The organism is Xylocopilactobacillus apis (genome assembly GCF_033095965.1).
In the GTDB taxonomy this organism is placed as follows: domain Bacteria; phylum Bacillota; class Bacilli; order Lactobacillales; family Lactobacillaceae; genus Xylocopilactobacillus; species Xylocopilactobacillus apis.
Genome location: NZ_AP026801.1, coordinates 1,632,765 through 1,659,136 on the forward strand (window position 1 = coordinate 1,632,765; position 26,372 = coordinate 1,659,136).

Annotated in this window: 25 protein-coding genes; 4 read left to right on the forward strand and 21 right to left on the reverse strand. The window is 33.6% G+C overall.

Annotated elements, in window-relative coordinates:
• Positions 1–2: 2 nt before the first annotated feature.
• The 13 genes from R8749_RS07675 to R8749_RS07735 form a co-directional block, all read right to left on the reverse strand.
• Complete coding sequence (locus R8749_RS07675; protein ID WP_317695616.1) at positions 3–830, reverse strand: PTS system mannose/fructose/sorbose family transporter subunit IID; 828 nt, start codon at positions 828–830, stop codon at positions 3–5.
• Positions 820–1,638, reverse strand: a complete 819-nt coding sequence (locus R8749_RS07680; RefSeq protein WP_317695619.1) for a PTS mannose/fructose/sorbose/N-acetylgalactosamine transporter subunit IIC — start codon at positions 1,636–1,638, stop codon at positions 820–822. The genes R8749_RS07675 and R8749_RS07680 overlap by 11 nt, the downstream gene beginning before the upstream one ends.
• 9 nt (positions 1,639–1,647) lie before the next feature.
• Positions 1,648–2,133 carry a PTS sugar transporter subunit IIB gene (locus R8749_RS07685; RefSeq protein WP_317695621.1) on the reverse strand — a complete coding sequence of 162 codons (486 nt, stop codon included), beginning with the start codon at positions 2,131–2,133 and terminating at the stop codon, positions 1,648–1,650.
• Entirely contained in the window at positions 2,126–2,548 is a 423-nt protein-coding gene (locus R8749_RS07690) for a PTS sugar transporter subunit IIA (protein WP_317695623.1), read from the reverse strand. The genes R8749_RS07685 and R8749_RS07690 overlap by 8 nt, the downstream gene beginning before the upstream one ends.
• A gap of 223 nt (positions 2,549–2,771) precedes the next feature.
• Positions 2,772–5,258 (reverse strand): sigma 54-interacting transcriptional regulator, encoded by a 2,487-nt coding sequence (locus R8749_RS07695; RefSeq protein WP_317695625.1) that lies wholly within the window; start codon positions 5,256–5,258, stop codon positions 2,772–2,774.
• Between the two features lie 112 nt (positions 5,259–5,370).
• Positions 5,371–5,742 (reverse strand): DUF956 family protein, encoded by a 372-nt coding sequence (locus tag R8749_RS07700; RefSeq protein WP_317695627.1) that lies wholly within the window; start codon positions 5,740–5,742, stop codon positions 5,371–5,373.
• Between the two features lie 16 nt (positions 5,743–5,758).
• On the reverse strand, positions 5,759–6,670 hold the full coding sequence (locus R8749_RS07705) for a PTS system mannose/fructose/sorbose family transporter subunit IID (protein WP_317695630.1): 912 nt from the start codon (positions 6,668–6,670) through the stop codon (positions 5,759–5,761).
• Between the two features lie 15 nt (positions 6,671–6,685).
• Positions 6,686–7,498, reverse strand: coding sequence for a PTS mannose/fructose/sorbose transporter subunit IIC (locus R8749_RS07710; protein ID WP_317695632.1), 813 nt, complete (start codon positions 7,496–7,498; stop codon positions 6,686–6,688).
• A gap of 29 nt (positions 7,499–7,527) precedes the next feature.
• Entirely contained in the window at positions 7,528–8,508 is a 981-nt protein-coding gene (locus tag R8749_RS07715) for a mannose/fructose/sorbose PTS transporter subunit IIA (RefSeq protein ID WP_317695634.1), read from the reverse strand.
• Between the two features lie 205 nt (positions 8,509–8,713).
• Positions 8,714–11,386 carry a mannosylglycerate hydrolase gene (gene mngB / locus R8749_RS07720; RefSeq protein WP_317695637.1) on the reverse strand — a complete coding sequence of 891 codons (2,673 nt, stop codon included), beginning with the start codon at positions 11,384–11,386 and terminating at the stop codon, positions 8,714–8,716.
• A gap of 30 nt (positions 11,387–11,416) precedes the next feature.
• On the reverse strand, positions 11,417–12,523 hold the full coding sequence (locus R8749_RS07725; protein WP_317695639.1) for a PTS fructose transporter subunit IIC: 1,107 nt from the start codon (positions 12,521–12,523) through the stop codon (positions 11,417–11,419).
• Positions 12,524–12,526: 3 nt separating this feature from the next.
• Positions 12,527–12,841, reverse strand: coding sequence for a PTS fructose transporter subunit IIB (locus tag R8749_RS07730; RefSeq protein WP_317695641.1), 315 nt, complete (start codon positions 12,839–12,841; stop codon positions 12,527–12,529).
• On the reverse strand, positions 12,838–13,296 hold the full coding sequence (locus R8749_RS07735; protein ID WP_317695643.1) for a PTS sugar transporter subunit IIA: 459 nt from the start codon (positions 13,294–13,296) through the stop codon (positions 12,838–12,840). The genes R8749_RS07730 and R8749_RS07735 overlap by 4 nt, the downstream gene beginning before the upstream one ends.
• A gap of 211 nt (positions 13,297–13,507) precedes the next feature.
• Between R8749_RS07735 and R8749_RS07740 the strand changes: the two genes are divergently transcribed.
• A complete protein-coding gene (locus R8749_RS07740; protein ID WP_317695645.1) occupies positions 13,508–15,469 on the forward strand; it encodes a BglG family transcription antiterminator in 1,962 nt (653 codons plus the stop codon).
• A gap of 73 nt (positions 15,470–15,542) precedes the next feature.
• Positions 15,543–16,328 carry an epoxyqueuosine reductase QueH gene (locus R8749_RS07745; protein WP_317695647.1) on the forward strand — a complete coding sequence of 262 codons (786 nt, stop codon included), beginning with the start codon at positions 15,543–15,545 and terminating at the stop codon, positions 16,326–16,328.
• 32 nt (positions 16,329–16,360) lie between these two features.
• On the opposite strand, the gene R8749_RS07750 is transcribed toward R8749_RS07745, so the two are convergent.
• Positions 16,361–17,008 carry an LVIS_2131 family protein gene (locus R8749_RS07750; protein ID WP_317695648.1) on the reverse strand — a complete coding sequence of 216 codons (648 nt, stop codon included), beginning with the start codon at positions 17,006–17,008 and terminating at the stop codon, positions 16,361–16,363.
• 76 nt (positions 17,009–17,084) lie between these two features.
• Here R8749_RS07750 and R8749_RS07755 point away from each other — a divergent pair, with 76 nt between their 5' ends.
• Positions 17,085–18,134 (forward strand): D-alanine--D-alanine ligase family protein, encoded by a 1,050-nt coding sequence (locus tag R8749_RS07755; protein WP_317695651.1) that lies wholly within the window; start codon positions 17,085–17,087, stop codon positions 18,132–18,134.
• 45 nt (positions 18,135–18,179) lie between these two features.
• Here the strand turns inward: R8749_RS07755 and R8749_RS07760 are convergent, their stop codons facing one another.
• The 4 genes from R8749_RS07760 to R8749_RS07775 form a co-directional block, all read right to left on the reverse strand.
• Positions 18,180–19,139, reverse strand: a complete 960-nt coding sequence (locus R8749_RS07760; RefSeq protein WP_317695653.1) for a hypothetical protein — start codon at positions 19,137–19,139, stop codon at positions 18,180–18,182.
• A gap of 176 nt (positions 19,140–19,315) precedes the next feature.
• Positions 19,316–19,642: a hypothetical protein gene (locus R8749_RS07765; protein ID WP_317695654.1), complete on the reverse strand. Its 327-nt coding sequence runs from the start codon at positions 19,640–19,642 to the stop codon at positions 19,316–19,318.
• A 54-nt stretch (positions 19,643–19,696) separates the two neighbouring features.
• Positions 19,697–20,137: a hypothetical protein gene (locus R8749_RS07770; RefSeq protein ID WP_317695656.1), complete on the reverse strand. Its 441-nt coding sequence runs from the start codon at positions 20,135–20,137 to the stop codon at positions 19,697–19,699.
• Positions 20,138–21,034, reverse strand: coding sequence for a LysR family transcriptional regulator (locus R8749_RS07775; protein ID WP_317695658.1), 897 nt, complete (start codon positions 21,032–21,034; stop codon positions 20,138–20,140). It lies immediately after the preceding gene.
• Between the two features lie 114 nt (positions 21,035–21,148).
• Here R8749_RS07775 and R8749_RS07780 point away from each other — a divergent pair, with 114 nt between their 5' ends.
• Positions 21,149–22,336, forward strand: coding sequence for an aminotransferase-like domain-containing protein (locus R8749_RS07780; RefSeq protein WP_317695661.1), 1,188 nt, complete (start codon positions 21,149–21,151; stop codon positions 22,334–22,336).
• 91 nt (positions 22,337–22,427) lie between these two features.
• Here R8749_RS07780 and R8749_RS07785 read toward each other — a convergent pair whose 3' ends face one another.
• The 3 genes from R8749_RS07785 to R8749_RS07795 form a co-directional block, all read right to left on the reverse strand.
• Positions 22,428–22,949: a hypothetical protein gene (locus R8749_RS07785; RefSeq protein ID WP_317695663.1), complete on the reverse strand. Its 522-nt coding sequence runs from the start codon at positions 22,947–22,949 to the stop codon at positions 22,428–22,430.
• Positions 22,930–23,415, reverse strand: coding sequence for a Panacea domain-containing protein (locus tag R8749_RS07790; protein ID WP_317695665.1), 486 nt, complete (start codon positions 23,413–23,415; stop codon positions 22,930–22,932). The genes R8749_RS07785 and R8749_RS07790 overlap by 20 nt, the downstream gene beginning before the upstream one ends.
• A gap of 78 nt (positions 23,416–23,493) precedes the next feature.
• Complete coding sequence (locus R8749_RS07795; protein ID WP_317695667.1) at positions 23,494–26,268, reverse strand: hypothetical protein; 2,775 nt, start codon at positions 26,266–26,268, stop codon at positions 23,494–23,496.
• Between the last annotated feature and the right edge of the window lie 104 nt (positions 26,269–26,372).

A 26,372-nucleotide genomic window follows, 5' to 3' on the forward strand; every position in this document is an offset into this window, starting at 1 on the left:
AATTATCCAACAATATGAAATGCACTTAAAATAAATGCAGCTATTACCATTAGAATAATTATTTTATTTGGGCTAACTTTTTTTCTAACTAGATAAAAACAACCTAAAGTTAATGAAAGCGGAATAATCCCCAACATAATTTGATCTAAAATGGATTGCAGTTTAAATGTCATAGAGCCCATTTTAAATTTTAATGGTGTTCCTAGGGTTACCGTTGAAAATGTCATTGCTCCAACCATTATCATACCTAGTATCCCTGCTGATTTAGTAAGTATCTTAATTAAACCATTTTTATAAGCTTTTTCTATAAATTCTCCACCAAGGTTATATCCTAAATTTAAACAATAATAACGTGTTCCTATGTTAGCAACATTGTATATCAATAAGAATAAAATTGGACCAAGAATATTCCCTGTTTTTGCTAACCCAATACCTATACCAGCTGCAATAACTCGAATTGTACCCCAAAATAAAGAATCTCCAATACCTGATAACGGCCCCATTAAACTTGCTTTTACAGCATTAATAGAAGTTGCATCGAAATCAGGCAATTTAGCATTTTTTTCTTCCATACTTGCCGCTATACTTAAAGGAAATGTAGAAAGAGCAGGAGTAATGTTAAAATATCCTAGCTCCCTTTTTAGAGCCGCTGTACGTTTAGATTTATCTTCTGGATTAGGATAAATTTTTTTAATAAAAGGAATTAACATATAACATGCACCTACACCTGCACCGTTAATATAATTCCAAGTACCTTGAAGAAGAAATGAACGCCAAAACATTTGATTTAATAACTTCTTATTGCTTTTTTCTATTTTTTTATTGTTCATTAAAGAAATCCTCCTCAAGTAAATTACTATTTGATTCTTTATTTTGAAAATTCGTATCTGTGATTAAATTCTTATTATTTAAAATTTGTCGATCTGTTGTAGCAATAATTACAGCTAAAATAACTCCAAATAAAGCTATTGCTATTAAAGGCAATTTCAAATAACTTGCTAATAAAAATCCTAAAAGTAAATAAAGCATATTTCCTTTTTCATGAATCATATTAATTAACAACGCAATTCCTAAAGCAGGTAATATTTTTCCTAATACTGTTAATCCTTCCATGAAAAAATTAGGAATAGAATGTACTAACAGTGATATTGAAGAATTTCCTAAAAAAATACCTAAAAACCCAATTATTCCATAAATTATGGGGCCAAAAAATATACTTGCATAATGGAGATATTCAATCCCTTTGATATTATCCTTATCGGCCAAATCATTAAATTTAGACACTAATAATCCTCTTATAAAGATAACCAATTGATTAACAAATACAGCAAGTAGACTGATTGGAATTGCTAGAGACAATGCTACTGAAGTACCTTGATGATTTAAAATAGCAAATGCTGTACCAAAAATAGATCCAGTCATATAATCAGACGGCATCGCACCGCCAATCCCACTCATACCTAAAAATATCACCTCTAAGGATGCCCCCATAACTATTCCCTTTTGTAAATTACCTAAAAGTAACCCTACAATCGTTGACATTACTAAAGGACGTCTAATCATAAGATCGGACAAACCGCTATCCGAAATATTTCCCAGAAACATTACAAATGCGACACTAAGCGCTGCTCCAAACATAAATTCCCCCTACAAAATTTCTTTTAAGTTTATATCTGCATCCGTTGGAATCGGTTGGACATTTACTTTTATTCCAACATCTAAAAGCTGGTGCAAAATTAATTCATCGTTTTTATTAATAAAAACATTTTTACTTAATTGTTTTTTTTCTTTCATTTTTTCCCCATTTACTCTCCCATAATTTCCTAAATTAATAAGAGGTATATCTGTAACATTTTTAGCTATTTTTAATGCATCTAAGGGTTTATCAACAATAACTAATATTTTTAAAGATTTAGATTTGGGGTTATTCAAAAGATCAATAGATTTATTAACACTAACAAAAAAGGGTCTAATTCCATCTGGCACAGACATTTTTAAAGCCATCATTTGCATTTGATTATTAATTACTTCATCATTAGCAACTACAATTCTGTTTACTCCTAAATATCTACTCCATACAACGGCTACTTGACCATGTATTAACCGATCATCAATTCTCATTAAACTAATCAAAAAAATCATCTCCTAATTCTGTTTCACTATCTTCTTTAATATAATTAATAACAACAATCGATTTTTGAGCTGCTTTAATCCCTGCATTGATTAATTCTTGGACATTTGAATTACTTTTATTTAGAATCAATTCCAAAACCATCATTATATTCATTCCAGAAATTAAAAAGACATGATCATTAATAAACTTAGTCAAAGTTGTATTGATACTTCCTCCCGGAAAATCTGAAATTAGTAATATTGGTTCATTATTGTACTTGTTAATTTCTTTTTTTACCCGCTCACCTAATATATCAGGACTATCACCTTCACTCATAGAAAAAGATTGAAGATTAGTGTGTTTGCCACTAATCATTTCAATTGAATTTTTCATTCCATCCGCTAATTTTCCATGACTTACCAAAAATATTTTCAACGATCATTTCTCCTAATTTAAAAATTATTTTAATTTTTTGATTTTATGATTTTAAAACTGCTAAATACATCATTAACATGCATTCTTGTTCCCTCCCTTTTTTCCTACACTATTGTATAAGCAATAATTATGCCAATTGAAAATCCAAAATTCCCTTTAAATTAGCAGTAAAAAAAATAACTAGTGTGGATTTAATGCCAACACTAGTTATCTTATACAAACACTAATTATTTATCTGAGTTTCGATAATTTGATATACATACTCATACTCTCTCAATGGGATTTTTATATTATATTTGCTTTTTATAGGCCGAAAAATTATTTCAGACGATTTTACAAACAAATTAAATTCTTTCCCCTTGGTATTAACACGTTCATCTTCTGTATCACCTGTCAAAATTCGCTCAATCATTGAAGACAAATGTAAATATAAATTAACTCGAATAAAATTTTTAAATACCACATGATATTGATTTTCCAAAGCGGTAATTATTTCAGAGATTTCGTTAATTACCTTATCGGGATTCAAAAATTGTAGCCTAGAGCTTGCACCCTCAATGGTGAATAATTTAATTAACTCATTAGTAAACTGTTCGAGCTGCTGATCTGAATATAAATTATTTAGACACGAAAGACTCTGAGTTCCATTAACCACTCTCTCGATGTTAATGCACTCAACTCCCGGAATTGTGATTTGAGAAGTTGCAATAATACAATAAGTATTCTTAAAAGTTGATTGGTGATGTAAATTCTTTAATTTTTGTAATTTATCATAGTCTAATGTTAGTATTTCTACCGGATTGTTAGATTTAAATTTAGTGAAAATTTCTTGGATTTTTTCAGCTACTCCTTGACCCGACATACAAGAAATTACAATATTTTGAGTCTGGGCAATTCCTTCAAAATATTGGCTCTGAACACTAAATTGCGAATAATCTAACTTTGTAAAATACTCCATTGGCTGATTTTGCTTCAATGCGAAACCAACTTCCAAAGCTAAAGCCGTAGAAATATTATTCAAAATTAAAAAGTCACCTTGAACATTATCTTTAATTTCCGTATACATTTTCTCCAACGACCCCATATCAACCAATAAGATCAATCCTTCTTTCGTGTCAACTTGTTCCACATATTCATTTACCTTTTTTACAATCTCTTGAGTCTTTACTTGAATCGGCATATCTATTGAACTAAAAGAATAATCTCCAATTAATTGATTAGCTTCACTTGCCAGGCTAGTTGCCGAATTTTTACCATGCATAATGATTAATGCATGACGTTTAGTTACAATCGGTAAATTTGCTTTAAAATAAGCAATCAAAAATAATATTAATAGCTCATCTGCTCTGCTTTGATGCGTTAAATCTAAGATTTCATTAACGATTTGAAAATACTTAAATAAATGCCTTTGATCAAGATTTATTTTTACTGGTTGATGGTAGTCTGATAGCAGGTTAATTAATAAAGAAATATCGTTCAAATTTTGATCTGAAAATTCTAATCCATAAAAAGATAATTCATCCATTCCGTGCTGCAAATTATTCAAAATAATCTTATAACCAAGATCATCGGTCAAACAATACGGCTTGATAGATGTCAAAAATCGGTTTAAATGTTTAACTGTTTCTTCAACGCTCAACACAGAAAAGTTTTGCTCCAAAATTTTTGCAATTTTATCTTCTGACAAAGAGTTAAAACGATCAGATTGGCGAAATGAGATATTAAAGTACTCTGACAAGCCAGTTGTCGGCACATAGACCATTGATTCTGAACTTTGTTGACTATAAGCCTGCGCACAGCTTAACTTAATTTTATTTTGTAATGCACCAACATTTCCTTCGTAACTTCCCTCAATTAATTTCTCTATAAAATGTGCGTCAACAGATAAAGGGGTATTAATTTGTTTAGCTTCTTTTTGAAAAAAATACCATACTAACTGTAATTTTTCATGATGAGTCCGATCTTTGAAATCAGGAAGCGTAACTTCTAGTGGGATTCGACGGCGAAATGTTGCTAAAAGTGCTGCTTTTGTATCTTCTGTTGTTGCTAAAACAAGGCGAATTGATGCTTGATGCCACTTTTCATCTTCGCCTAATCGATGAAATTTTTTCTGGTCAATTAAAAGGAAAAGTTTTTCTTGATTTTCCTGTGTTAAATTGTGCACTTCATCTAAAAATAGATATCCACCATTAGCTGCATCTAACAGACCGGTTTTGTCATTATTTGCTCCTGTGAATGCCCCTTTTACGTAACCAAATAGTACTGAAGACAATAACTCTGGATTGTTCGCATAGTCAGCGCAATTAAGTGTTACAAAAGGTGCATCCGGCTCAATTACCCGCTGAGCAGCTGCATACTGATAAATCTTCTTTGCCAGCAAACTTTTTCCAACTCCGCTGTTCCCGCGAATAATGACTGGTAACCCATCTGGTGGATAATTTACTGCTGCTTTACACTGTTCAATAATTTGCGCAAGGCTTCCATCAAACCCAACTATTTCGTTAAATACTTGTTCTTTATCAGGCAGCCAAAACTGAGTTGGTCGTGTATTCTCTTTATCTAAACTTCCCTGCTTAAATAATTGATTTAAGTAACCTGAGACCATACTTCTTGATAACTTCGTAATTTTTACAATCTCTTGAGCAGTAAATCTTTGATCTGGTGTAAAATTGCTCTTAATCGTTTGTTCAATTTGTTCAACCGTCGACAAAATCATCACCTCTTTAAATCAACACTAACACAATGTTAGCGCTTTTTCTATAAATTTAAATTAGTGTTGAAAAAAAGCCAGTAATTCATCTTAGAATTACTGGCTTTTCATTTTAAGAATGTTTCTTTTTTCTAAAAGGTCGAGTTAATACTTGTAAAAAGGTTAAAGATTTACGAATCCGATCGGCTGGGATGTGTTCCCTAATTTGACGTAAAACTCTTTTCGGATCTTTAGAAGCAAAGGAATAAGTTCCATTCTTCTTAGTTTGAATTGCAAAACGAGGAATCCACCTGCCGCCAAAATTTACCGATACTAAAACATATTCAATTTCAGTCCAAGGGATCTGATAGAAATCACGCACATTTTTTTCGTTATAATATTCAAATCCTTTATCACCAATCATTATGCTGCCATAAGTAGGAATTCCCTGTAATGAAGTCCCTCTTTCGACTAACTCAGATTTAGTATTAATTGACTCAACCAATTTTAATCATCCTTTTTTACATCAAATTAATATAATGGAAAAGTACACCGACAACAAATAGTCCAAGGATAATCACAATTGGACTAACCTTTTTCTTTAAAAGCCACATACAGAACAATGTCAGCAATAAACCCATCAAACCAGGAATTAACAAGTCCAAATTCTGCTGTAATGTTGTAACTTTAACTTTGTCTAGTGCAAGGCCTTGTCCTTGTAAGGTCAAAGCTTTTTTAATGCCAGCTGAACCGCTAGGAATTGAATTCCAATCGATGTAAGCACCTTTTGATAGATTTACTTTAGAAACAATCGGCGTGAATTTGACTGAAACCCAACGGTTAACCAGCGCTCCTAAAATAAACATCCCTAAAATTGTAGCTGTCTTAGTCACGTCTTGCAATAAACCGCCAGACATATCATCAGTAATTTTAGAACCTGCACGATAACCGAATTCTTGGGTATACCACATAAATGCCATTCTGATCAAATTCCAAGCCACAAAGTAAATAATTGGACCTAAGATATTACCAGTCAATGCAAGAGAAGCAGCTAATGCACCAATAATTGGTTTTACAGTGAACCAGAAAACAGGATCACCAATTCCAGCTAAAGGTCCCATCATCCCGACTTTAACCCCTTGGATAGCTGCATCGTCAACCGGAGCTCCATTTGCTCTTTCTTCTTCTAAAGCTAAAGTTACACCTAAAACTGGTGATGCTAAATATGGATGAGTATTAAAAAACTCTAAATGACGTTTTAATGCCGCAGAACGATCTTCTTTACTTTTATAAAGCTTTTTTAAAGCGGGAATTAAGGAATAAGCCCAACCGCCGTTTTGCATTCTTTCATAGTTCCACGAACCTTGAAGGAAAGTCGAACGCCACCAAACTTTAATTCGATCTCTTTTTGTTAAATGAATTTTATCTTCCATTTTCTATTCTCCTTCTCAGTAATTATCAATAATATCGCCGACAGGGTCGCCCATGTTGTTATTACCTTTTCCGGTACCGGTTCCACCCCCAGATTTAGATAACACTAAGTAAATCAAAGCCAGCGAGATACCGATTGCGCCGAGACCAATCAGGGTTAATTGTTGAACTGTTGCCAAGACGAAACCAATTGCGAAAAATGGCCAAACTTCTTTTGTTGCCATCATATTAATAACCATTGCATATCCAACAGCAACAACCATGCCCCCGCCAATTCCTAAACCATCAGTTAATTTTTGCGGCATCATTTTTAATAAATTCTGAACAGGACCAGCACCAACAGCCAAAATCATTCCTGCCGGTAAAGCAATTCTTAACCCTTGTAAACAAATCGCAATCCACTGCCACATATCGATCTTTCGGAAGTTTCCTTCTTCAGCAGCTTTATCCATAATATGAGCAATTACGGTAGCAATAGTTCGAACTAACGTTGTTAAAAGTAATCCAGCAACAGCTAATGGAATTGCAATGGCAATTGCTGCATTAATTCCATCTCGGCCTTGTCCGCCTAAAACTAAAATAATAGCTGATGCAACTGATGCTAATGCAGCATCCGGCGCAACTGCAGCTCCAATATTAGCCCATCCTAAAGCGATCATTTCAAGTTGTCCACCTAAAATAATACATGGAACTAAATCACCTGTTACTAGTCCAATTAATGTACAAGCTATAATTGGCTGATGAAAATGAAATTCATCTAAAATTCCTTCCATCCCTGCTAAAAATGAAACTGCAAGGACTAGAACAATTTGAATTAGATTCAAATGCATGTTTTCACACTCTCCTTTTCCCTAACTAACTATTTCTGTTCATTTAATAAGTTTTCTGCTTTTTTCATAATCGCATCAAGATTATCTTTGTTATCATTAGGAACTTTGCGAACATCAAACTTAATTCCATCTGATTCCATTTTCTTAAATGCATCGATATCTTCTTGGTTAAAAGCTAAAACTTTATTTGGCTGAACTTTTCCAACAGAATGTGCCATTGATCCAACATTAATCTCTTTTAAAGGTACTCCACCTTCAACGGTTCTTAGTGCATCTTCTGGATTTTCAAATAAAAGCAGTGCCTTTGTACCCCCAAAATGCTGATCATCTTGTGATAACTTAATCATCTGATCAATCGGTACAACGTGAGCTTTTACTCCAACCGGTGCTGCTTCTTTTATTAGGCTCTTACGCAGATCATCTTTCGCTACTGAATCAGAAACAACGATGATCCGATTAGCTCCTGACGTTTTAGTCCAAGTAGTTGCTACTTGACCGTGTAAAAGTCTTGAATCAATCCGAGCCAAAACGTAAGTCATCTTTCCAGGAGCTCCTGCATTTACTGCGGTGTCTTCCTGTTCTTCTGATGAATTCCCATCACCTTTCGGTTCTAAGTCCTCAGGCTTAATTTTGACACCTTCACGACCTGATTCAACAATGTGAGCTGCAATTTCTTGTGCTGAATTCATTGAAAGTCTTGCCCCATATGCCTCAACTAACATTGGTAAATTTAAACCAGTTACGATTGCCCACTTATCTTTATGCTCTTCATAGATCGAATTTGCCTGATTAAATGGCGATCCGCCCCAAAGATCAATCAGAAATAAGACTTCATCATCTGGATCAAATTTTGCAATTGCATCTTCTAAGTGTTGATGAAGATCATTTGGACCTTCATTAGGCATAAAAGTTACAGCTTCAACTTTTTCCTGCTCACCGAAAATCATTTGTCCGGATTGCTTTATGCCTGCCGCAAATTCTCCGTGGCTTGCAAGAATAATTCCGACCATTTTCTATCCTCCTATTTATTATCGTTTTTCAAAATTATGACAAGCTAACCCCCACATTTTGAATAAACGTCGAAAAAAGTATGACATTCAAAGCCTTTAAATGCAAGACTTTGATTAAACTCCAATATCACACATTTTATAATCTTTTTGAAAATACAAAAAAAGTAAATAATTTTTAAATTACTTACTTTGTCCTAATTAATTGCTATTCAAAATAAACTGTAACAACTTTAGCTGGTTCAACTTTCTCAATTGTAATTTGATTATTATCAATGGAAAGATCAGCAATTTTATCTTCTTTTAGGTCTACCAGTTCGACTCTCGTTGGAACATTTTTAAATTTAATACTTTCACTAAGAGCTTTATCTGGATTAGCGTTATACAATCTTAGGATATAACCACTGCGGTTTTCAGCTTTTTTAATTGTGCTAACGATCAAATCACCAGTAACTGACAAGAAGCTATCAGTTTGAGGAAGATCTCGTTCAACTTCTTCTAAGCAGAATATTAATCGACCATTTAAGAATTCTGAATATTCATATAATTGAAGATCGGTATTATACTCTTTGGCAACTTCAGCAATTTTTGATTCGTTGAATGAATTTCCCTCAAGGCTAACACCAAAATCAAATTCTAAATTAGCATCATGTAATTCAGCATTAGGTGTAGCAATTACCTTCTCCCCAGAAGCACGGCCTGGACGATATAGTAAATCAACTTTACCCATCATGCCATAAGTTCTAAAGATCGTTAAACGAATTGTTGAATAATCATCTCCAACGATTTCATATTCTCTAACACCTTTAGGCAATACCGCAAATGTTGAATTTTTATCAGCTAAAGCAACAAATGATTGACAAGTTTCAATTGTGATTGGCTTTTCATTCCAGTCATCTTTATTAGCTTCCCATAACTTCATTGCTTCTTTGCGATACACTGGCCGCTCAATAGTTCCAAATTGGACATCAGCAAAAGAAAATTCAGAGGCAATTTTTGTATCAAAATCTACACATAATCGATGATCGTCAACAAATCGGTTATCAACGTTCACTTTAAAATCAATTACTTTAGAGCCTTTAGTTAATTTAACCGTAACATCAACTGGCATTTTAGTATTTTTCTTTTGAGCTGCTCTGTCATCAAGTGTTTTAGGCAATTCAAAATCAAAATGAATTTTCGCAAGATCAACGGTTTTAGATTTTTTAATATTGATTGAATTATCTTGATCAGTAGAATAGATTAACCAATCCTTTTTTGCAGGTGAATAGTTAAATGAGTCACCATCATCACCATTATCTACTAAAATACCTTGATTCTCGTATGTTTTACCAGCAATTTTATCTAAAATATTTAAGCTGCCATCTGAATTGACAGTAATTTTATAAAATTCATTTTCTAAACAAGAATCAGATTTTACTTCAGTTAATAAATCAGTTTTTTCAGTTTCAGGATCTAAATAAAGCTGCTTATAGCCAAATGCTGGAACTTCTGGCACAAAAATATACGCTGTTACTTTATAAACATTTTCTGGTTTATAAATCTTCTTGCTTGGATCTAATTGAATTGTTTGACCTAGAATATATTCAGTTTGATCTTCAATCTTTTCAATTGAACAATCAACTTCATTTCCTTCACTATCTAGAATGTGAAAATTTTTACTTGGTGTATAAAATTCTTTTTCAACAACTGTGGTTCTAGTTATTGGTAACGTATTAAAAGCAGTTAACGTAATCGGATAATCTTGAGACTTTTTGATGCGAACAGCAATTTGACGCAGTGTAATTTCTACTAAATTAGTAGTAACATCACGAATTTGTTTATAACGTAAATAAACATCCTCATTAGTTGTATCCGAAACACATGAACCGATTGAATCATGAGCTGCATTTTCAAACATTAATTTCCATAAATCATCTAATGTTGATTTCGGATAATCAATTCCAAATTGTTCGCCCATTACCAGAACGGGTTCAACTACATTAACCAAATAATGCTGTAATTGGGTATTTAATTTCTTCAGATCTGAACGAGAAGAATAAATACTCTTATGAATCCGCATATTCTTGCCATTTGTTAACTCTCCAGAAATTTCTTCTAATTCTGGATGTTCAGCTTTAACGGCTGCAATATATTCTTCAATCGAACTAATTCTAAAATTAAAATCTTGATTTAATTCATTTAATTTATCAACAACCTGCGGTAAATCATGTCTTGGAGGTGCTTGATCAAAACCATCCGGGAAAACAACATTACTAGTTGTGCTTCTTTTAACAATTCCTTCAAAAGGTTCCTCAGACATTATTTGATCTAGCTTACTTTCATCAATAATGCCTCCAATGTAGTATCCACAAGGAATTTGATAAACGTTAATATCAGTTCCATCAAGACCGCGCCAAGTGTATTCTGTGTGTTTTACATCTTCATCAGACACTCCACGCCAAAACATTGTGTCTTTAATGCCAAATTGCTGATAAATTTGAGGCATGCTAGATTCTTGACCAAATGAATCCGGGACATAACCAACGTTCATATAATCTCCGAACTTTTTACTAATTTCTATTCCACTCAGAAGATTTCGAACAATGCTTTCACCAGAAATAACAAATTGATCTGTTTGGGTATACCAAGGTCCTATAATTAATTTTTTGTCTTGAACTAATTTACGAACTTTATCTATATCTTGCGGACGCCATTTTAAGTAATCTTCAACTAATGATGCTTGTCCATCAAGAACAAATCGATCATAGCCTGGATTATGCTCAAGATTTTCAATCACATCATGCAAATCTTTCATTAAATAGACTTTAGAACGTGAAGTTGTAAAATACCATTCTCGATCCCAGTGAGTATGCGGGAAAATATGAACTGTTTTTTTCATTATAAAATTAATGCTCCTATTTGGTTAAATTTAAAAATCTTCAATATCAATCTTAATTTCATCTTCGTTAATTTCTTCGCTTGTTTCAGTAGCTGTTGCACTAAAATCGGTAACCAATGGTGCTACAATTCCAATGAACAATGCACCAGCTGCAATCCCGATGATATAAGCAAGTTTATTATCGGCGGTTATAATTCCAGGTAATCCGCCGAGTGGAGGAATATGAGAGTGCATTCCTAAAACTTCTCCGACAACAGCACCAATGGCTCCACCGGCCATATTAACAAACAATAATTTCAAAGGACTAACTAGTGTAAAGGCAATCGCACCCTCAGTAATCCCAAAAGTACCCATGATCAAATTATTTTTACCAGCTAAGTAAAGTTCATCAGAAAATTTCTTTCTAGGATAAATAAATGTAGCAACAGCATAACCAAGTGGGATACAACAAATTGCAACGTTAGTCATCAGAGCTGGTTGGTAAATTCCCTCAATGAATAAAATATTTCCTACCATCCAAGCTGCTTTATTGATTGGCCCACCTAAGTCACTACCAATCATTGCTCCTAAGACAGCCGCAACAACCACACCATTTGTACCACTAGAAATCATATGCTTAACCCAATCAACTAACCCGTTATTTAAGGCGGTTAAAGGATTGGCCAAAATAACCCCTTCAACAATTGCTACTGCACCCGTTGTAAGTAAGGGAACTACCATCAATGGTAAAGCTGACTGCCAAGCTTCAGGGACTTTTATTTTACGGCACCAGCGAGCTACATAACCAGCGACAAATCCAGCAATTAATGCACCTAGGAATCCAGCTTTAATATTAGTGGCCAACTGTCCGCCAATAAATCCTGCTCCCAGTGCAGGCTTATCACCAATCGCATAAGCAACATAACCGGCAATTACTAAATTAACTAAACCGATTCCGACCCAGCCTACTTGGTTAATCTGATATAACATGTGAAAGAAGTCGTTTGTGTTTTTAAACTTATCCAGGTTTGTTTGCCCAAACAATAAACCAATAATTTGAGGAATTCCTACAATCATTGCCCCGCCAATAACGGTTGGAATCATATAGGAGATCCCGCTCATAAGGTATCCCTTCCACTCAAGTAATAACTTTTTCATTTTTTACCCCTTGCTAATCTTTTCTACGCATTTAGTAAGAACCGCTTTAGGTGCTTTAATACAAGTATTGATATTAACTCTGATAACTTTCTTTCCTTTAAAACGATCCATGCTAGTAATTTTTTGATCAGATGCGATCAATACAAAATCAGCTGCATCAGCCTCGTCTTGAGTAATAGGATTTACTGGACCCATTGATCCTTGTTGTTCCATTTTTACGTCATAACCTAATTCTTTTCCTGCTTCTTCCAAAGCTTTTGCTGCCATTGGTGTATGTGCTAAACCTGCAGGGCATGCTGAAACTCCAACTATTTTCATGATTTTGTAACCTCCATATTTTTATTAATTAAATCTGTTAATTTTTTTGGATCTTGTAACTCGCGTAAACTTTTTTTGAATTTCTGATCTAATAACGCTGTTGCTAGGGAAGAAATCATCTGCAAATGATCCTTTCCAGCATTTTCATTTGGTACAATTAGAGCAAATAAATCAGTTACTAATTCATCATCTAAGCTTTGCCAATCCACCGGCTGTGTTAACCGAAAATAAAGAATTCCTACTTTTTTAGCAGCATCAGTTTTTGCATGCGGAATCGCAAATCCATCCGGTAAACCCGTAGAGAATTCAGATTCACGATCAACAAATGCTTGATAAATACCATCAACGTCATCTGTAAGTCCGCATAGTTGAGACTTTTGAGCAATCAGATGAAGAATATCGTCTTTATCTGTCTCTTTAACATTTAAGAAAATATTTTCTTGTGAAAGAATCATTTCGTCACCTTTAATTTTTATTTTAGTAAGCGCTTAACGATATTTATCCTAAATTAAATCTAAAAAGTTTTCATCACTTTTTTTTCCAAAAAGAAGTGAAATCACTTTTATAATTTTGTATCGAAATTTCCAAAAAAAAGTGGAAGTTTACAATACATACTTTCAACTGTTAGGATTTAATTAGGAAAGTTGCAAACGCATACAAAAAAAGATGATGAAACTATTAAATAATCGATTAAAATTATTATTAGAAATTTTTTTAAATGCAAAAAAAGAACAGCCTATTAGCTATTTAACTGATAAGCTGCAAGTCAGTGACCGAACTATTAGAACTGATATTTTTAAATTGAATGAATTTTTACAGAAGTATCATGCAGAAATTGTTAATCATCGGAAAAAAGGATATCTCCTTGAAACACAAAATTCTGAAACTCTAAAAAAACTCAACAAAATGCTTTTAGAAGAGAATGTACCAAAATTCAATTTGGATAGTACTAATAATCGGATTATTTATCTCTTAGATCTTTTAATTTCTTCAGATCAATATCTTTCAATTGAATATTTAATTGACCACATGTATATTAGCCGCAATACTTTGTATTCTTATATTAAAGAGGTTAAAGCAATTGTTGAAAAATATGATTTAAAGATCATTAGCAAAGCAAATCTGGGATTTAAATTAACTGGAAACGAATTAAATAAACGCCAATTATTTATTCAAGAATTAATTGACCGAAAAAAACCACACTATGTTCTTAGTTTTACTGAAAAAGAAAAAAATCTTTTTAATAATCTTGACCTAGATTATTTGGAAAAAACGACTACTGAATTTTTACAACAAAATTTTTCTCAAATGTCAGATATAAATCAAAAAAATATTTTAATTCATTTGACTTTAGCGATTTATCGAGATCTTTCAGATCATCCATTGGAGCAGTTTACCTTTGAATATGATCATAAAAATAAAAACGCTATCAAAATACTTTTGTTTTTAAAAAAAATAGAAAAACACTTTAATTTTACTTTGACTAGCGCTGAGATCAATTACATTCTTTTCCATTTTTTGTCTAATAAAGTTACTTTAACGAGTAGCATGAAAGACTTCCAAAATGATCGTGATCTAGTTGAAAAAAGCATTCAAGAATTCTTAACATATATATACGAGGAATTCCATTTTAATTTACAGAATGACAAAATTTTAAAGGAAAACTTAACCAATCATCTTTTATCCGTTTTAAATATATATAAAAATAAAGGATCGCGTGTCAATCCTTTATTAAACATGATCATTAGCACATTTACTTTGGCTTTTGATATTACTTTAAGCGCTTCAAAAATTTTGGAAAAAAACCTTCAAATTAAGTTAGATAACAGCGAAATTGCTTTTATTACTTTACATATTGGTGCTTCAATTGAACGAAATTTTACCAATCGAGTTCCTAAACGCAAAGTCGCCCTCATTTGTGGTTCAGGAACCGCCACCGCTAGTCTCTTAGAAGCTAAACTAAATAATAGTTTTGGTAAATATATTGAGATAACTGGTAAATATTCTCTTTCTCAATCTCAAAAGTTGGATCTCTCTGACAATGACTTTTTAATCTCTACGGTCCCAATTACCAATTCGTCAATCCCAATTGTCTTAATTGATTTATTTCATTTCGATGAAGACTCAGCTGAGCTAATGTCTTTTATTTCTTCAAATATGAGTAATCATGAGAGAATTATGCAGCTTTTCGATGAACAACTAACAATTGAAATTGACCATCCTACCGATCGTTTAGACGTACTTAATCAATTAACTCAACTACTTGAACAAGAAGAAATTGTTGAACCAAACTTTAAAGAATCCGTCCTTCAACGTGAAGAAATTGCTACAACAGCAATTGGAGGAGAAATAGCAATTCCTCACCCTTTATCCTGGCAGGCAAAAGAATCCAAGGTCGCTTTTGCCAAATTAAATGAACCTATTTTGTGGGATCAAGAAAATAAAATTCAATTTATCTTTCTGTTAGCTATTAACAAAGATGATTATGAAAATACCCAAAGTCTTTATGACTTTTTGCTTTATATTCAAAAGAATAACGATCTAAAAAATATGATGCGAAAAACCAGTAACCCTAAAGAAATCGTCGCTTTGATTTGTTCAACAATAACTAATTTGGAAATTGACTAATCCCCTTTACACTTTTAGAATTTCATAAGATAGTCTAATATAGTTAAATATAAAACAACTAAAAGGTTTGGTTATGAAAGACGCTGATGAAATCCTCAAATGGATGAATAAAGATCAAAAAATAAATTATGACCGAGTTCTACAAAAGCTCATAAAATCTTGGCAGGACAACAATGAACGTCCGAAGATTTTAATGCACACGTGCTGTGCTCCTTGTTCAACTTTTACTTTAGAATACCTTTGTGATATCGCTGATGTGACGGTTTATTATTACAACAATAATATTCAGCCTCGCAATGAATGGGAACGCAGGCGGATCGTTTTACGGAATTTCGTGCATGATTTCAATGAAAAAACTGGCAATGAGGTTCAAATTATTGAGACAGAATATCAACCCAGTACCTACTTAAAAGAAGTAACTGAGCTGCGAGATGAACCAGAAGGCGGCTTGCGCTGTAATGTCTGCTATAATATTCGACTCACATCAGCTGCTCTTTATGCAAAGGAACATGGATATGATTATTTCGGAACTGCTTTAACGATTAGTCCTCATAAAAATTCTCAAACCATTAATGAGATCGGCATCGATATCCAGCATCTTTACAATACTAAGTGGCTGCCTTCCGATTTCAAAAAAAATAACGGTTTTTACCGTTCAACCGAGATGTGTGAAGAATACAACATTTATCGTCAAAGTTACTGTGGCTGTCTATTTGCAGCTCGAAAAATGGATAATCTTGATCTTAAACAAATATCACGCGAAGCAGATCGATTTGTGAAATTAAATAGTGACAGCGAATCAAATTTTAACCTTGTTGAATTTAATTTTCAGCATAAAGAAGAACCCGTCTCTGAATAAAAAATCCCTTCCTAAATTATAAGGAGGGATTTTTATTTTGAATGAGTTATTTTAACAAAAGACGAGCCTGGAACACGGATTAAATGAAATTCATCCGCAACTCTACCCGCCTTAAGCTTTAATCCATTCCAAAATGTATTCTTATAGCGGGCCATCATTGTTGCAACAAAAGCTTTTTCAGAATTTTTCTCATACTTAACTATTTCTTTATGAGGCCACTTATACTGTTTTCCTGCAATATCAACCGGATCTTTGCCATCTGAAATCGAAGCGTGCCAGCTATTAGTCTCCTGCTTTGCCCCTGCCGTCCAATATGTAAAGTACTGAATCGGCTTTTTCCCAGTAGATAAGCGAGCTTTTACATAATAACTAGGTTCTCCTGGCTGTAAAATCAGCGTATCAAAGGAATACTTTGTATCAATATTTTCTTGATCACTAAGATCAGGAGATGTAAAGAAAGTGAACAAAATCAATGAGCCCAACATCACAAACAAGATGAAAATATCGATGATATCACGTATAATCGTAAACTGCTTGATTCCCTTTTCTTGGCTGATTATTTCCAATCTTAATCGCCGCATTCTCATCCCATGAATCAAAAAGTAAGAAACAAGAATGGCAAAGGCCCACATTAAGACCCCAAATAAATTCCAAATATTCATGATCAAATTATAACCCATCTGAACTTCTTGTTAACAATTATTTCTAAATAAATGGTAAAATTAAGTTTCAATAAACACGTAAGAAGGTAAAAATATGAAAATAGCTGTTTTGGCAGGAGGCCTCAGCACTGAACGTAATGTATCTCTTGTATCCGGCAAAAAAATTGCCAACGCTTTACGGGAAAAAGGGCACGATGTTTTCTTAATTGATTCTTTTTTAGGTATTGAAGAAGTTCCAACGGATCTCAACACCTTATTTTCTTCTAAAATCGTTAATTACGATGTTAATATCGATACTTCAGTGTTAACTGAAGCTGATATTCGTAAATTGCGTAAAAATGATGATGGAACCTATTTTGGGCCCAATGTCATTAAAATCTTAAGGGCTGCCGACTTTGTTTTCCTCGCTCTTCACGGCGGAGCTGGTGAAAGCGGACAGGTTCAAGCATTTCTTGATCTTTACGATATTAAATATACTGGGTCAGATTACTTTGGAGCAGCAATTGCGATGAACAAAGCCAAATCCAAAGAAATTATGAAATATAATCGCTTGCCAACTGCTGACTTTATTTCACTGCAAAAAGGAGATCCAATTCCAACAGAATTTTCTTTTAAATATCCAGTCGTCGTAAAACCGGTTAATGGTGGATCTAGTGTTGGCACGGTTATTGCTCATAACTATGAAGATGCTAAAAAAGCTATTATTGATGATTTTATTTTTGACGATGAAATCATTATCGAAGAGTTTATTAAAGGTCGTGAGTTTTCGCAGGGAGTTGTCGGTAACCATGCTTTTCCAGCAATTGAGATCACAGTAAATGATGGATGGTACGATTTTGAACATAAGTTTAAAACCGGTAACACCACTGTTTTTCAAACTCCGCCAGAAAACTTCTCAGCTGAATTACAGCATGAAATGGACGTTTTATCGCTCAAAGCTGGCCGCGATTTAAATTTAAGCAATTATTATCGATTAGATTACTTATTAAACGACCAGGGATTTTTCATTATTGAAGCAAATGTTTTACCAGGTCTCACCCCTTTATCGTTATTACCTCAAGAAGCAGACGCTGAGGGTATTACTTATGCTGATTTAATTGAAATGATTTTAAACGAAAAAATTAAAATTTATAACGAAAAATAAAAAAAATATCCTTTCTCAAAATTGAGAAGGGATATTTTTTTATTTTTAATGCCCGCCAGTAATGGCATTCATTTGATTAGTGAATTCAGTTGGAGAAACGATTTTATCTTTTGATGGCATTTCAATCTTTCCATCATATTTTTCAGATTTTGTATCAAATTCAAATCCGATTTTTCCACCGTCTTTTGGTTCCACCGTCAACGTATAGTTTAAAGTTGAAGCTTTTGAATCATATTTGATAATAATGTCAAAAGCTTTAAATTCTGACATAAATTCATCAATATCTTTTTGCTTGATTGGCTTAGCATCAACATCTTTATGATCTTTAATATACTTATTGTAAATTTCGATCGTTTTCTTTACATCTTCTTTATGAAGAGTTGCTGTGATAACTCCGTCTTTCTTCGTTACCGCATCTTTTGGCAACGTATCAATAATTTCTTTTAAGACTGCTGAACTATCCTGTTGTGATTTGTTAACAGCTTTTGTTGCTGCTTCTTTTTGATCACTACTGACCTTTGATTTAACGCTTGAACTCTCGTTCATCAATGCAATTAGATCAACATACTTGCCCGCTAACTTCGAAAAGTCATATTTCGGCGGAGTCATCCCAAAAGAACTCATCAATTGAAATAACGAATTATAGAAATCTGCTCCCATATAGATATTTTTGTCGTTGCCAACGAATTCTAACGGAACAGTTTTGTTCATTGTGTTAAGTTTAATCGTTCCTTTGCCGTTCTTACCATCAGAATAGATGTCACCGGTAATTGAACTGGCCTTTACAACATCAATGAGCTGCTTTGCAGAAGAACTGTCGCCGCTGCCTTTAACTGGTATATCAAAATCAGTAACTTTCATTTTGAAAGTTGCTTTGGCAGACTTTTGGTTAGACATCTCATCATAGTGATTAATTAAAGCCTGCTTGCTTGATGCACCACAACCAGTCAAAATCATCAACATTGATAAAATAGCTACTACAATTAATGGCTTTTTATTTTTCATATTTTCCTCCATTTTAAACATTATCTCATAAAAATAAGCGAGAGAAAACCCTTTACAAGATCAATATTTCTTCATTATATCCATGATATATTCGACCTCTTCGATTCCAGATAACATCTGAATCTTATCAGGCATTTTAATTTTTTTGTTGTACAACTCTGATTTAGTATTTGCTTCTACTTGAATTTTACTATTTTTTTTAATTGTACTGTAAAAATATAATTTATATCAGATTTTTTTTGATTATATTTAATAATTAAATTTAACTTCTTAGAATTGGAATAAAGATCATTAATATCCTTTTGACTAATAAAATTCTCCTTAACTCTCTCATGCTTTTTGAAATAAGAATTATAATTTTCCAACAAATTCCTGACATCTTTTCTTTGAAGCCTTGCAGTTATTATTTTCTTATTTTTTGTTACTGCATGTTCAGGCAGATCATTTATAGACTTCTTTAAAATTGCTGCCCAATCTTGCTGAATACTGGCAAGAACTTTCAATAAATCAGGATTATTTTCATAACCGCCCTTTATTTTATCTTTTATCGACCTTGCTTAGTCTACGTATAAAATATCTAAGGGAGAATTATCAGGCTTTTTTACTTTTGATCCTAAAATTTGTAAAACCTGCAAATATATTTTGTAATAACCTGCATTTAAGTAAAATTTCTTTTTATTACCGATAAAAATCAATGGATTTTTTTCGTCAACTCCATAAAGTTTAAAACTTCCTTTTCCATTTGTTCCATCAGAATAAATTTGTCCAGATAAGGACGTGTGCTTAATATTTTCAAAAATTTTTTGATCAGATTTTTTTAGTTTATTAAATTTTGAAACGTTTAAGGTTTTGTTGTTTACTGAAATCGACGTTTTAGTTGATTTCTGTTCAGCCATTTTGTCATAATAATTCATCAAAGTTTGCTTATCAGAAGCACTGCAGCCGGCAAGACCGATCGCCATTAAACATACTAATAACAATTGAATTGTTTTGCGCATCTAATCACCTAAATACCGATCCTGATAAACTTCTGCTAAATAATCTTCAATTGTCTGTTTCATCCGGGCAACTGAAGGAGATTTCTGCGTAATCGGATTAACTACTAAACATAACGTACGGTAATACGGTTCTTCAAAAGGATAAATATTTACCTCTCCTCCCATTCTGGTCAAAGCTAAATCAGGCAGAATCCCTAGACCTAAACCTGATTCAACCATTGCTAGAATTGAAGGATCATCAATTGAATAACTAATTGAATTACCCGAAACGTGATAGCGATCGAGAGCCCTTTTTGTATCACGATCGTAATCCACCTGCTGTAAAACAAAATTTTGTTTGGCAACATCCGTATCAGTGATTGACTTCTTATTATGCGGGGTGAAATCTCTGGGAGTAACACAATAAATTTGATCTCTTATTAAAGGCTCAACCACCACCCCCTCTTCAATCGGTAATGATGAAAATCCAAGATCAACTTGACCTTGTTTAATTTGTTCAACAATTTGATTAAATCCACCTTGGACAACAGTAACTTCTACCTGCGGATATTTTTCTTTAAATTTTTGAATAATTTTAGGCAGCCAATTGGTTGAGACTGAAGAAAAAGCCCCAATTCGCACTTGTCCACTGTTGGATCCATTGATGTTACTTGCCACCTGCAGCAACTGATCTTCAAGATTTAAAATACTTCTAATTACTGGTAATAAAGTTTTCCCGTCAGCAGTTAATTCAGCACCCGTTCGATTTCTAATTAATAAAGGAAAACCCATCTCATTTTCCAATTGATTAATACTATGGCTAACCGCACTCGGAGTCACGTTTAAGCTTTGAGCAGCTTTGGCAAATGATCCTTTGGCGACTACTTCACTAAATACTTGATAACTAAAATTCGACATTTTTGCTCCCTTTATAGATGAAAATAATTCATCTTACAGTGAAATAAATGAATTTTACTTCACATCAAAATAGCTTTACAATAAATTCAACAATACTTATCGGAGATAATTTTAATGAATTTTTCAAGTAGAACTGACTTAACAATCCATTCTGGACTTAATGATATCTTCAAAACCAAAGATTCTCAAACAATTTCTTTTGCCGGAGGATTACCAGACAATTCTCTTTTTCCATCTGAAGAATTAGCCAAATCATATAATAGCGTCATTACTGGTGGCGATTCTACTGTTTTTCAATATACCGGCAAACAGATGCCTGAACTAAGAGAAAAAATTTCCTCTAAAATGAACGATTACGGGGTCAACGCAACTGCAGATGATGTCCTTTTAACCCAAGGCGCGCAGCAAGCATTGAGTCTTGCCGCTCAACTTTTAATTGATAAAGGTGACGGTTTGGTAGTCGAGGGGCCTACATATATTGGAGCTCTTGCTGCTTTTGATGCAGTTGAACCCACATTTTACGAAGTGCCAATTGAACAGGATGGAATGAATATTAAGGTATTGGAACACATTCTCAAACATCATGAAGTTAAAATGATTTACACGATTCCCGACTTTCAAAATCCGACTGGTACTGTAATGTCAGTTGAAAAGCGAAAAGCAATGGTAAAATTGGCGAATCGTTATGATGTTATGATTGTAGAAGATGCAGCATATCGTGACCTTAGATTCACCGGTACTCAATTACCGACGATTAAACAATTTGACACCGAAGATCGAGTAATTTACGTTGGCAGTTTCAGTAAAATCCTAGCTCCTGCAATGCGCCTTGGATGGCTAGTTGCAGCTCCTGAAGTCCGTGGGGATCTTGAAGCTTTAAAAAGCAGTGCCGACGTGGAAACCAGCAGTTTAACAATGAATGCTGTAAATGATTATTTAGAGCATCATGATATTAATCAGCATATTGAAGAAATTAAAACTGTTTATTGTCACAAAAAGAATCTTATGTACCAAGCATTAACCGAAAACATGCCGAAAGATGTTAAATTTAACAATCCAGAAGGAGGGTTCTTCATTTGGCTTGAGCTGCCTGAAAAATTTGATATGGATCAGTTTTTAGACGATTATCTCTTGCCTGTAGCTAATGTTACTCTAGTGCCCTCCAAAAATCTTTTCACCTCAAAATCGATTCACAACGGTGCTCGACTAAACTTTACTCAGCCTACTAATGAACAAATCCGGGATGGGATCAGTCGACTGGGAAGCGCACTTACGGAGTACTTTTCAACTGTTCTAGTTTAAGTCTTTAAAATATTAATAATATAAACTCATAATTATTTTTCTAAAATATTTTAATTATGAATTTTTTTATTCAAAAAAAGCAAGATGAACATTAATTATATTCATCTTGCGGTACAAATTTATAATTTTTAATATCTAATGTATTATGTTTTTGATCTGGATAAATTAAATGATGATAATCAATTAATAATGGATATAAAACATTATACCCTTCTTTATCTGTAACAATTTCACCAATTAATCTTAACCCTTGTTTAACACCAAATTGCCAAAGTTCAACATCACCCACCTTTATCCCAAAATGATGATTAATAATATCTTTTGCCATTTGACAATGTTTATCATCCAAACGATGACAATGTCTATGGCTGCCGTTTAAGATTTCATTTAGATTATTTTCAACTTCGGGAATTAATTGATTGATTAAGTAAAAGAGATTTTCCCCTAATTGTTCGCCATTCTTCAACTTATTACTAAAACCATTATAAGAAAAAGAATGTGCCCATCGATCATACTTTGAAAAATCTATGTAAACGCTTTTTGTTCTGGGTTTATCATTATTCCTAACATTAGTTGAAACTTTAGCTCTTTCATTAACTTTCTTGCGAGACATAATAGCGATACATATCTTCATCCGTTATTATATTGCTTGTGGCCTCAAGCGGCGACAATCCTTCTCTTGCATGCTGCCATGGGAACTGTTGATGGGTAATGCTTTCCAATTCATTTGCATTATATCCACCGTAAACATCATTAACTTGCTGTAAAATATCTTCAATATCAGGATTTTGTTTAATTTTATCTAGTGAATCTTGATGACTAAGATCGTTAGAATCGATAACATTATATCCATAATTAGAATACCGTTGGTAAAGATCTTTGACCACCGGTCCATGAACCCATGCTTCAATCGGTGCATCAAATAATTTATTTTTTAAATTGTCTACGGAGTCATTCATGAGGGTTAGAGTCCAAGCGTAAGCATAGTAAACCATTTTTTGTAATTTTTTTGGTGTCATTGAACTATCATTTGCTATAAACCAATCAGCAATATTAAAAACATCAAAATTACTCCTCATTATTCTAATCCTCCTATTGTATTTAAATTATATCATCACCTATTAAAAAAGTGATCCTTTAAGATCACTTTTTCAACATTATTTAAAATATGCTCCATCAATCCATTGGTTGCCGCCAAGATTATACATAGTTTTGCTGCCTTTTTTGGCAATCTTGAAATACTTCCAAGAAGTACCATGTTTAACTTTCTTAGTGAATTTCTTTGCATCCGGGCTCGTCCAAACGTTGATGCCATATCCTGGTTTGTAATGAACTTTACCAACGCCTGTTTTATTAGTAATCGTCCAACTTTCAACTGGTGTTGTACTTGTATATTCCCCTTGAATCCACTGGTTAGTGCCAAGTTTATACCAAGTTGAACCATCAGCATATTTAGCAACTGCACTATATTTCCATGCAGTACCGTGCATCATCTTGCGATTAGTTCCGTTAGCTAACTTCACAGCACCATCTTTAGTATTGTAATTATTCCAAAGGTTTACTCCATATCCTGGAACATATTTAATGTAGATCACGCCTTTTTCAGAAGTAACTGCGGGCTCAGTAGGCTTTGGCTGATCCGCTGAAATGGTAAGAGTTCTCGTATAATTTAAAACTGTTCCATTATCTTTCGGATTAACTACTCGATAATTTATTGCATAAGATCCGACCTCAGTAGCAAAAGTTCCGTCTGCATTAAGTTTTAAAGGCTGACCGTCTTTAGTTACACTAACTGAAATGTAACTTGCTGGAACTTGCTCAGTCGTCTGTTTGGAATCACCATAAGTGTAATTAAACTTCAAACCAGCCATTGGATCAAATGATTTAATATCAGTTTTTCCAGAACTATTTTGTGAAACACCATCTGCATAAACAGGTACGGGTGCTTCAGTTTTCAAACTGTTAACATTCAGCGTAACGTTTTTAGAAACTTTTTGGGTAGCATCATCGCCGTTAACAAAAGTATAAGTAATGCGATAAACTCCCGCATTAGTTAACGGAATTGTTCCGTCTGTATTTAAGGCTACTTCTTTATTTGCTGAATCAGTAACGGTTACTTTAATCTTGCTGTTATCAATCTTTTGAGTCTTACCATTTTTGTCAACATAAGTTGCATCAATTTGATTAGTCTTTAATGCTGCATCAAAAGGACTGATGAATTTTCTGGAAACGTTAGAAAAGTCATATGTCCCCTCCACAAAACCGTTAACGGTTGGTGCATTCAAGACCGTATCACCTACACTAAGCGTTAGTGATCTAGTAACTTCTTTGATGAGATCTTCAGGATTAGCAAATACATAGGTAACAGTATAGACACCATTTTTATCGGTTGGGATCGTTCCATCAGAATTCAAATTGACAATGTTGCCGCTGGAATCTTTTACCGTAACTTTAGTATTGTTTTTTGGTACTACGCTTGTCTTACCATCTTTTCCAACATAAGTAGCTCTTACTCCAATCCCAGTGATTGGATCAATACTTTTCATTGTTTTACTGCTGACACTAACCGCTGCATCTGGGAAAACTGTGATCGTTGGTGCTGTCGTCGTATTTGGAAGCCCTGTGACAGTGACCGGAATCTTAATACTGCTGATTTTTCCTGTTGTTGAGCTAGTTACCGAAGCCATTACATATTGAGGTGAAGACGATGGTTTACGATCCGGTAACTTATAAGTGATCGTTGGAATCTTGTTAGTGCTTTCTGCACTGTCGTAAGCAGAAAAAGAGTTTTGGAAAGCGCCTTTTAAGAAAGTTTCAAGCTCAACAATTGAAGTTGAATCATCATACTTAAATGTCAATTTAGCTTGATCTTCTTTGTCTGGTGAAAAAGTGTCGCCATTTTTTAATACTACTGGATTACTGCCTGATTTCGTATATTTAAATACAGGATAGGCAGCGGCATCAACATTACCAACGTTAATTTGTCGTTTTATATAAGCGGTCGCCTGTGGAGTACTTGTTACTTTTCCATTCGAATCAAGGAATACAAAACTGCTTGCTTCATAATTGTTGGCAACATCAGTACTATAAGTAATTGGAATTAATTGAGTAATAATTCCTGACGTAGCATTACTATTAAAATCACTTAATTTGATTATGCCAGTTTTTGTTACAAAAGTATCACTTCCATTCAAAGCATAGCGATACCCGGATGTCGGAGTTAATGATGAAGCACCAGTAGAATCTTTAATTGCCTCTTTATTTGCAGCTTGATTTTCTATTGTCGTATAAGCATCACCATTATTTACATTAACAGCTGCAGGAGCGACAATAGTTTTTTTCGTTTGAACAGAACTGACGTTAACACTGATCGATTTGCTACCAACAACAGTTCCACCACTATTTGTAGTAGTCAAGCTAACACTAAAGGTATCGCCGGCAACTAAAGTTTTTAACTTACCAATAAGATCTGCTGAGCTAGTAATAGGAGTAGTAATTTTAGGACCAGTTACCCTCATTGTCGTTGTATAACCAGGATCACCAACTAAATCACCAACAGTTGCTCCGGCATTAACAAATAATTTCAAAAAGACATCTTGTAAGCTTGATTGAAGTGATGAGCCAGACGAAGGAGCTGGATTTACACCAAAAAGACTACCCCGACTGCTGCCAAAATTTGTATAGCTAAATCCATTATTAATTGGATCACCGCTAATGGCACCATTATTTAAACTATTAATTTGATCCATTCTTAAACTAATGCCTGATACAAATCCGACACTCATAGAATCTTGATAGCGAGCTGGATCAGTCGCTGCACTAACAGTTGATGCTTGCTGTGCTGTAAAAGTTACCATATTTGTTGCAACTGGTGCAATTGTCAACAAGGCAGTTGCACAGACACCAAAATATTTTATTTTATTTAAACTCATTTGTAATTTAATCCTCCAAGAACAATATATTCTTATCAAGTTTATTATAATATTTTTCACCAATCATGCATCTAATTTACTTTAAAAAACAAAAAAGTTTCAAT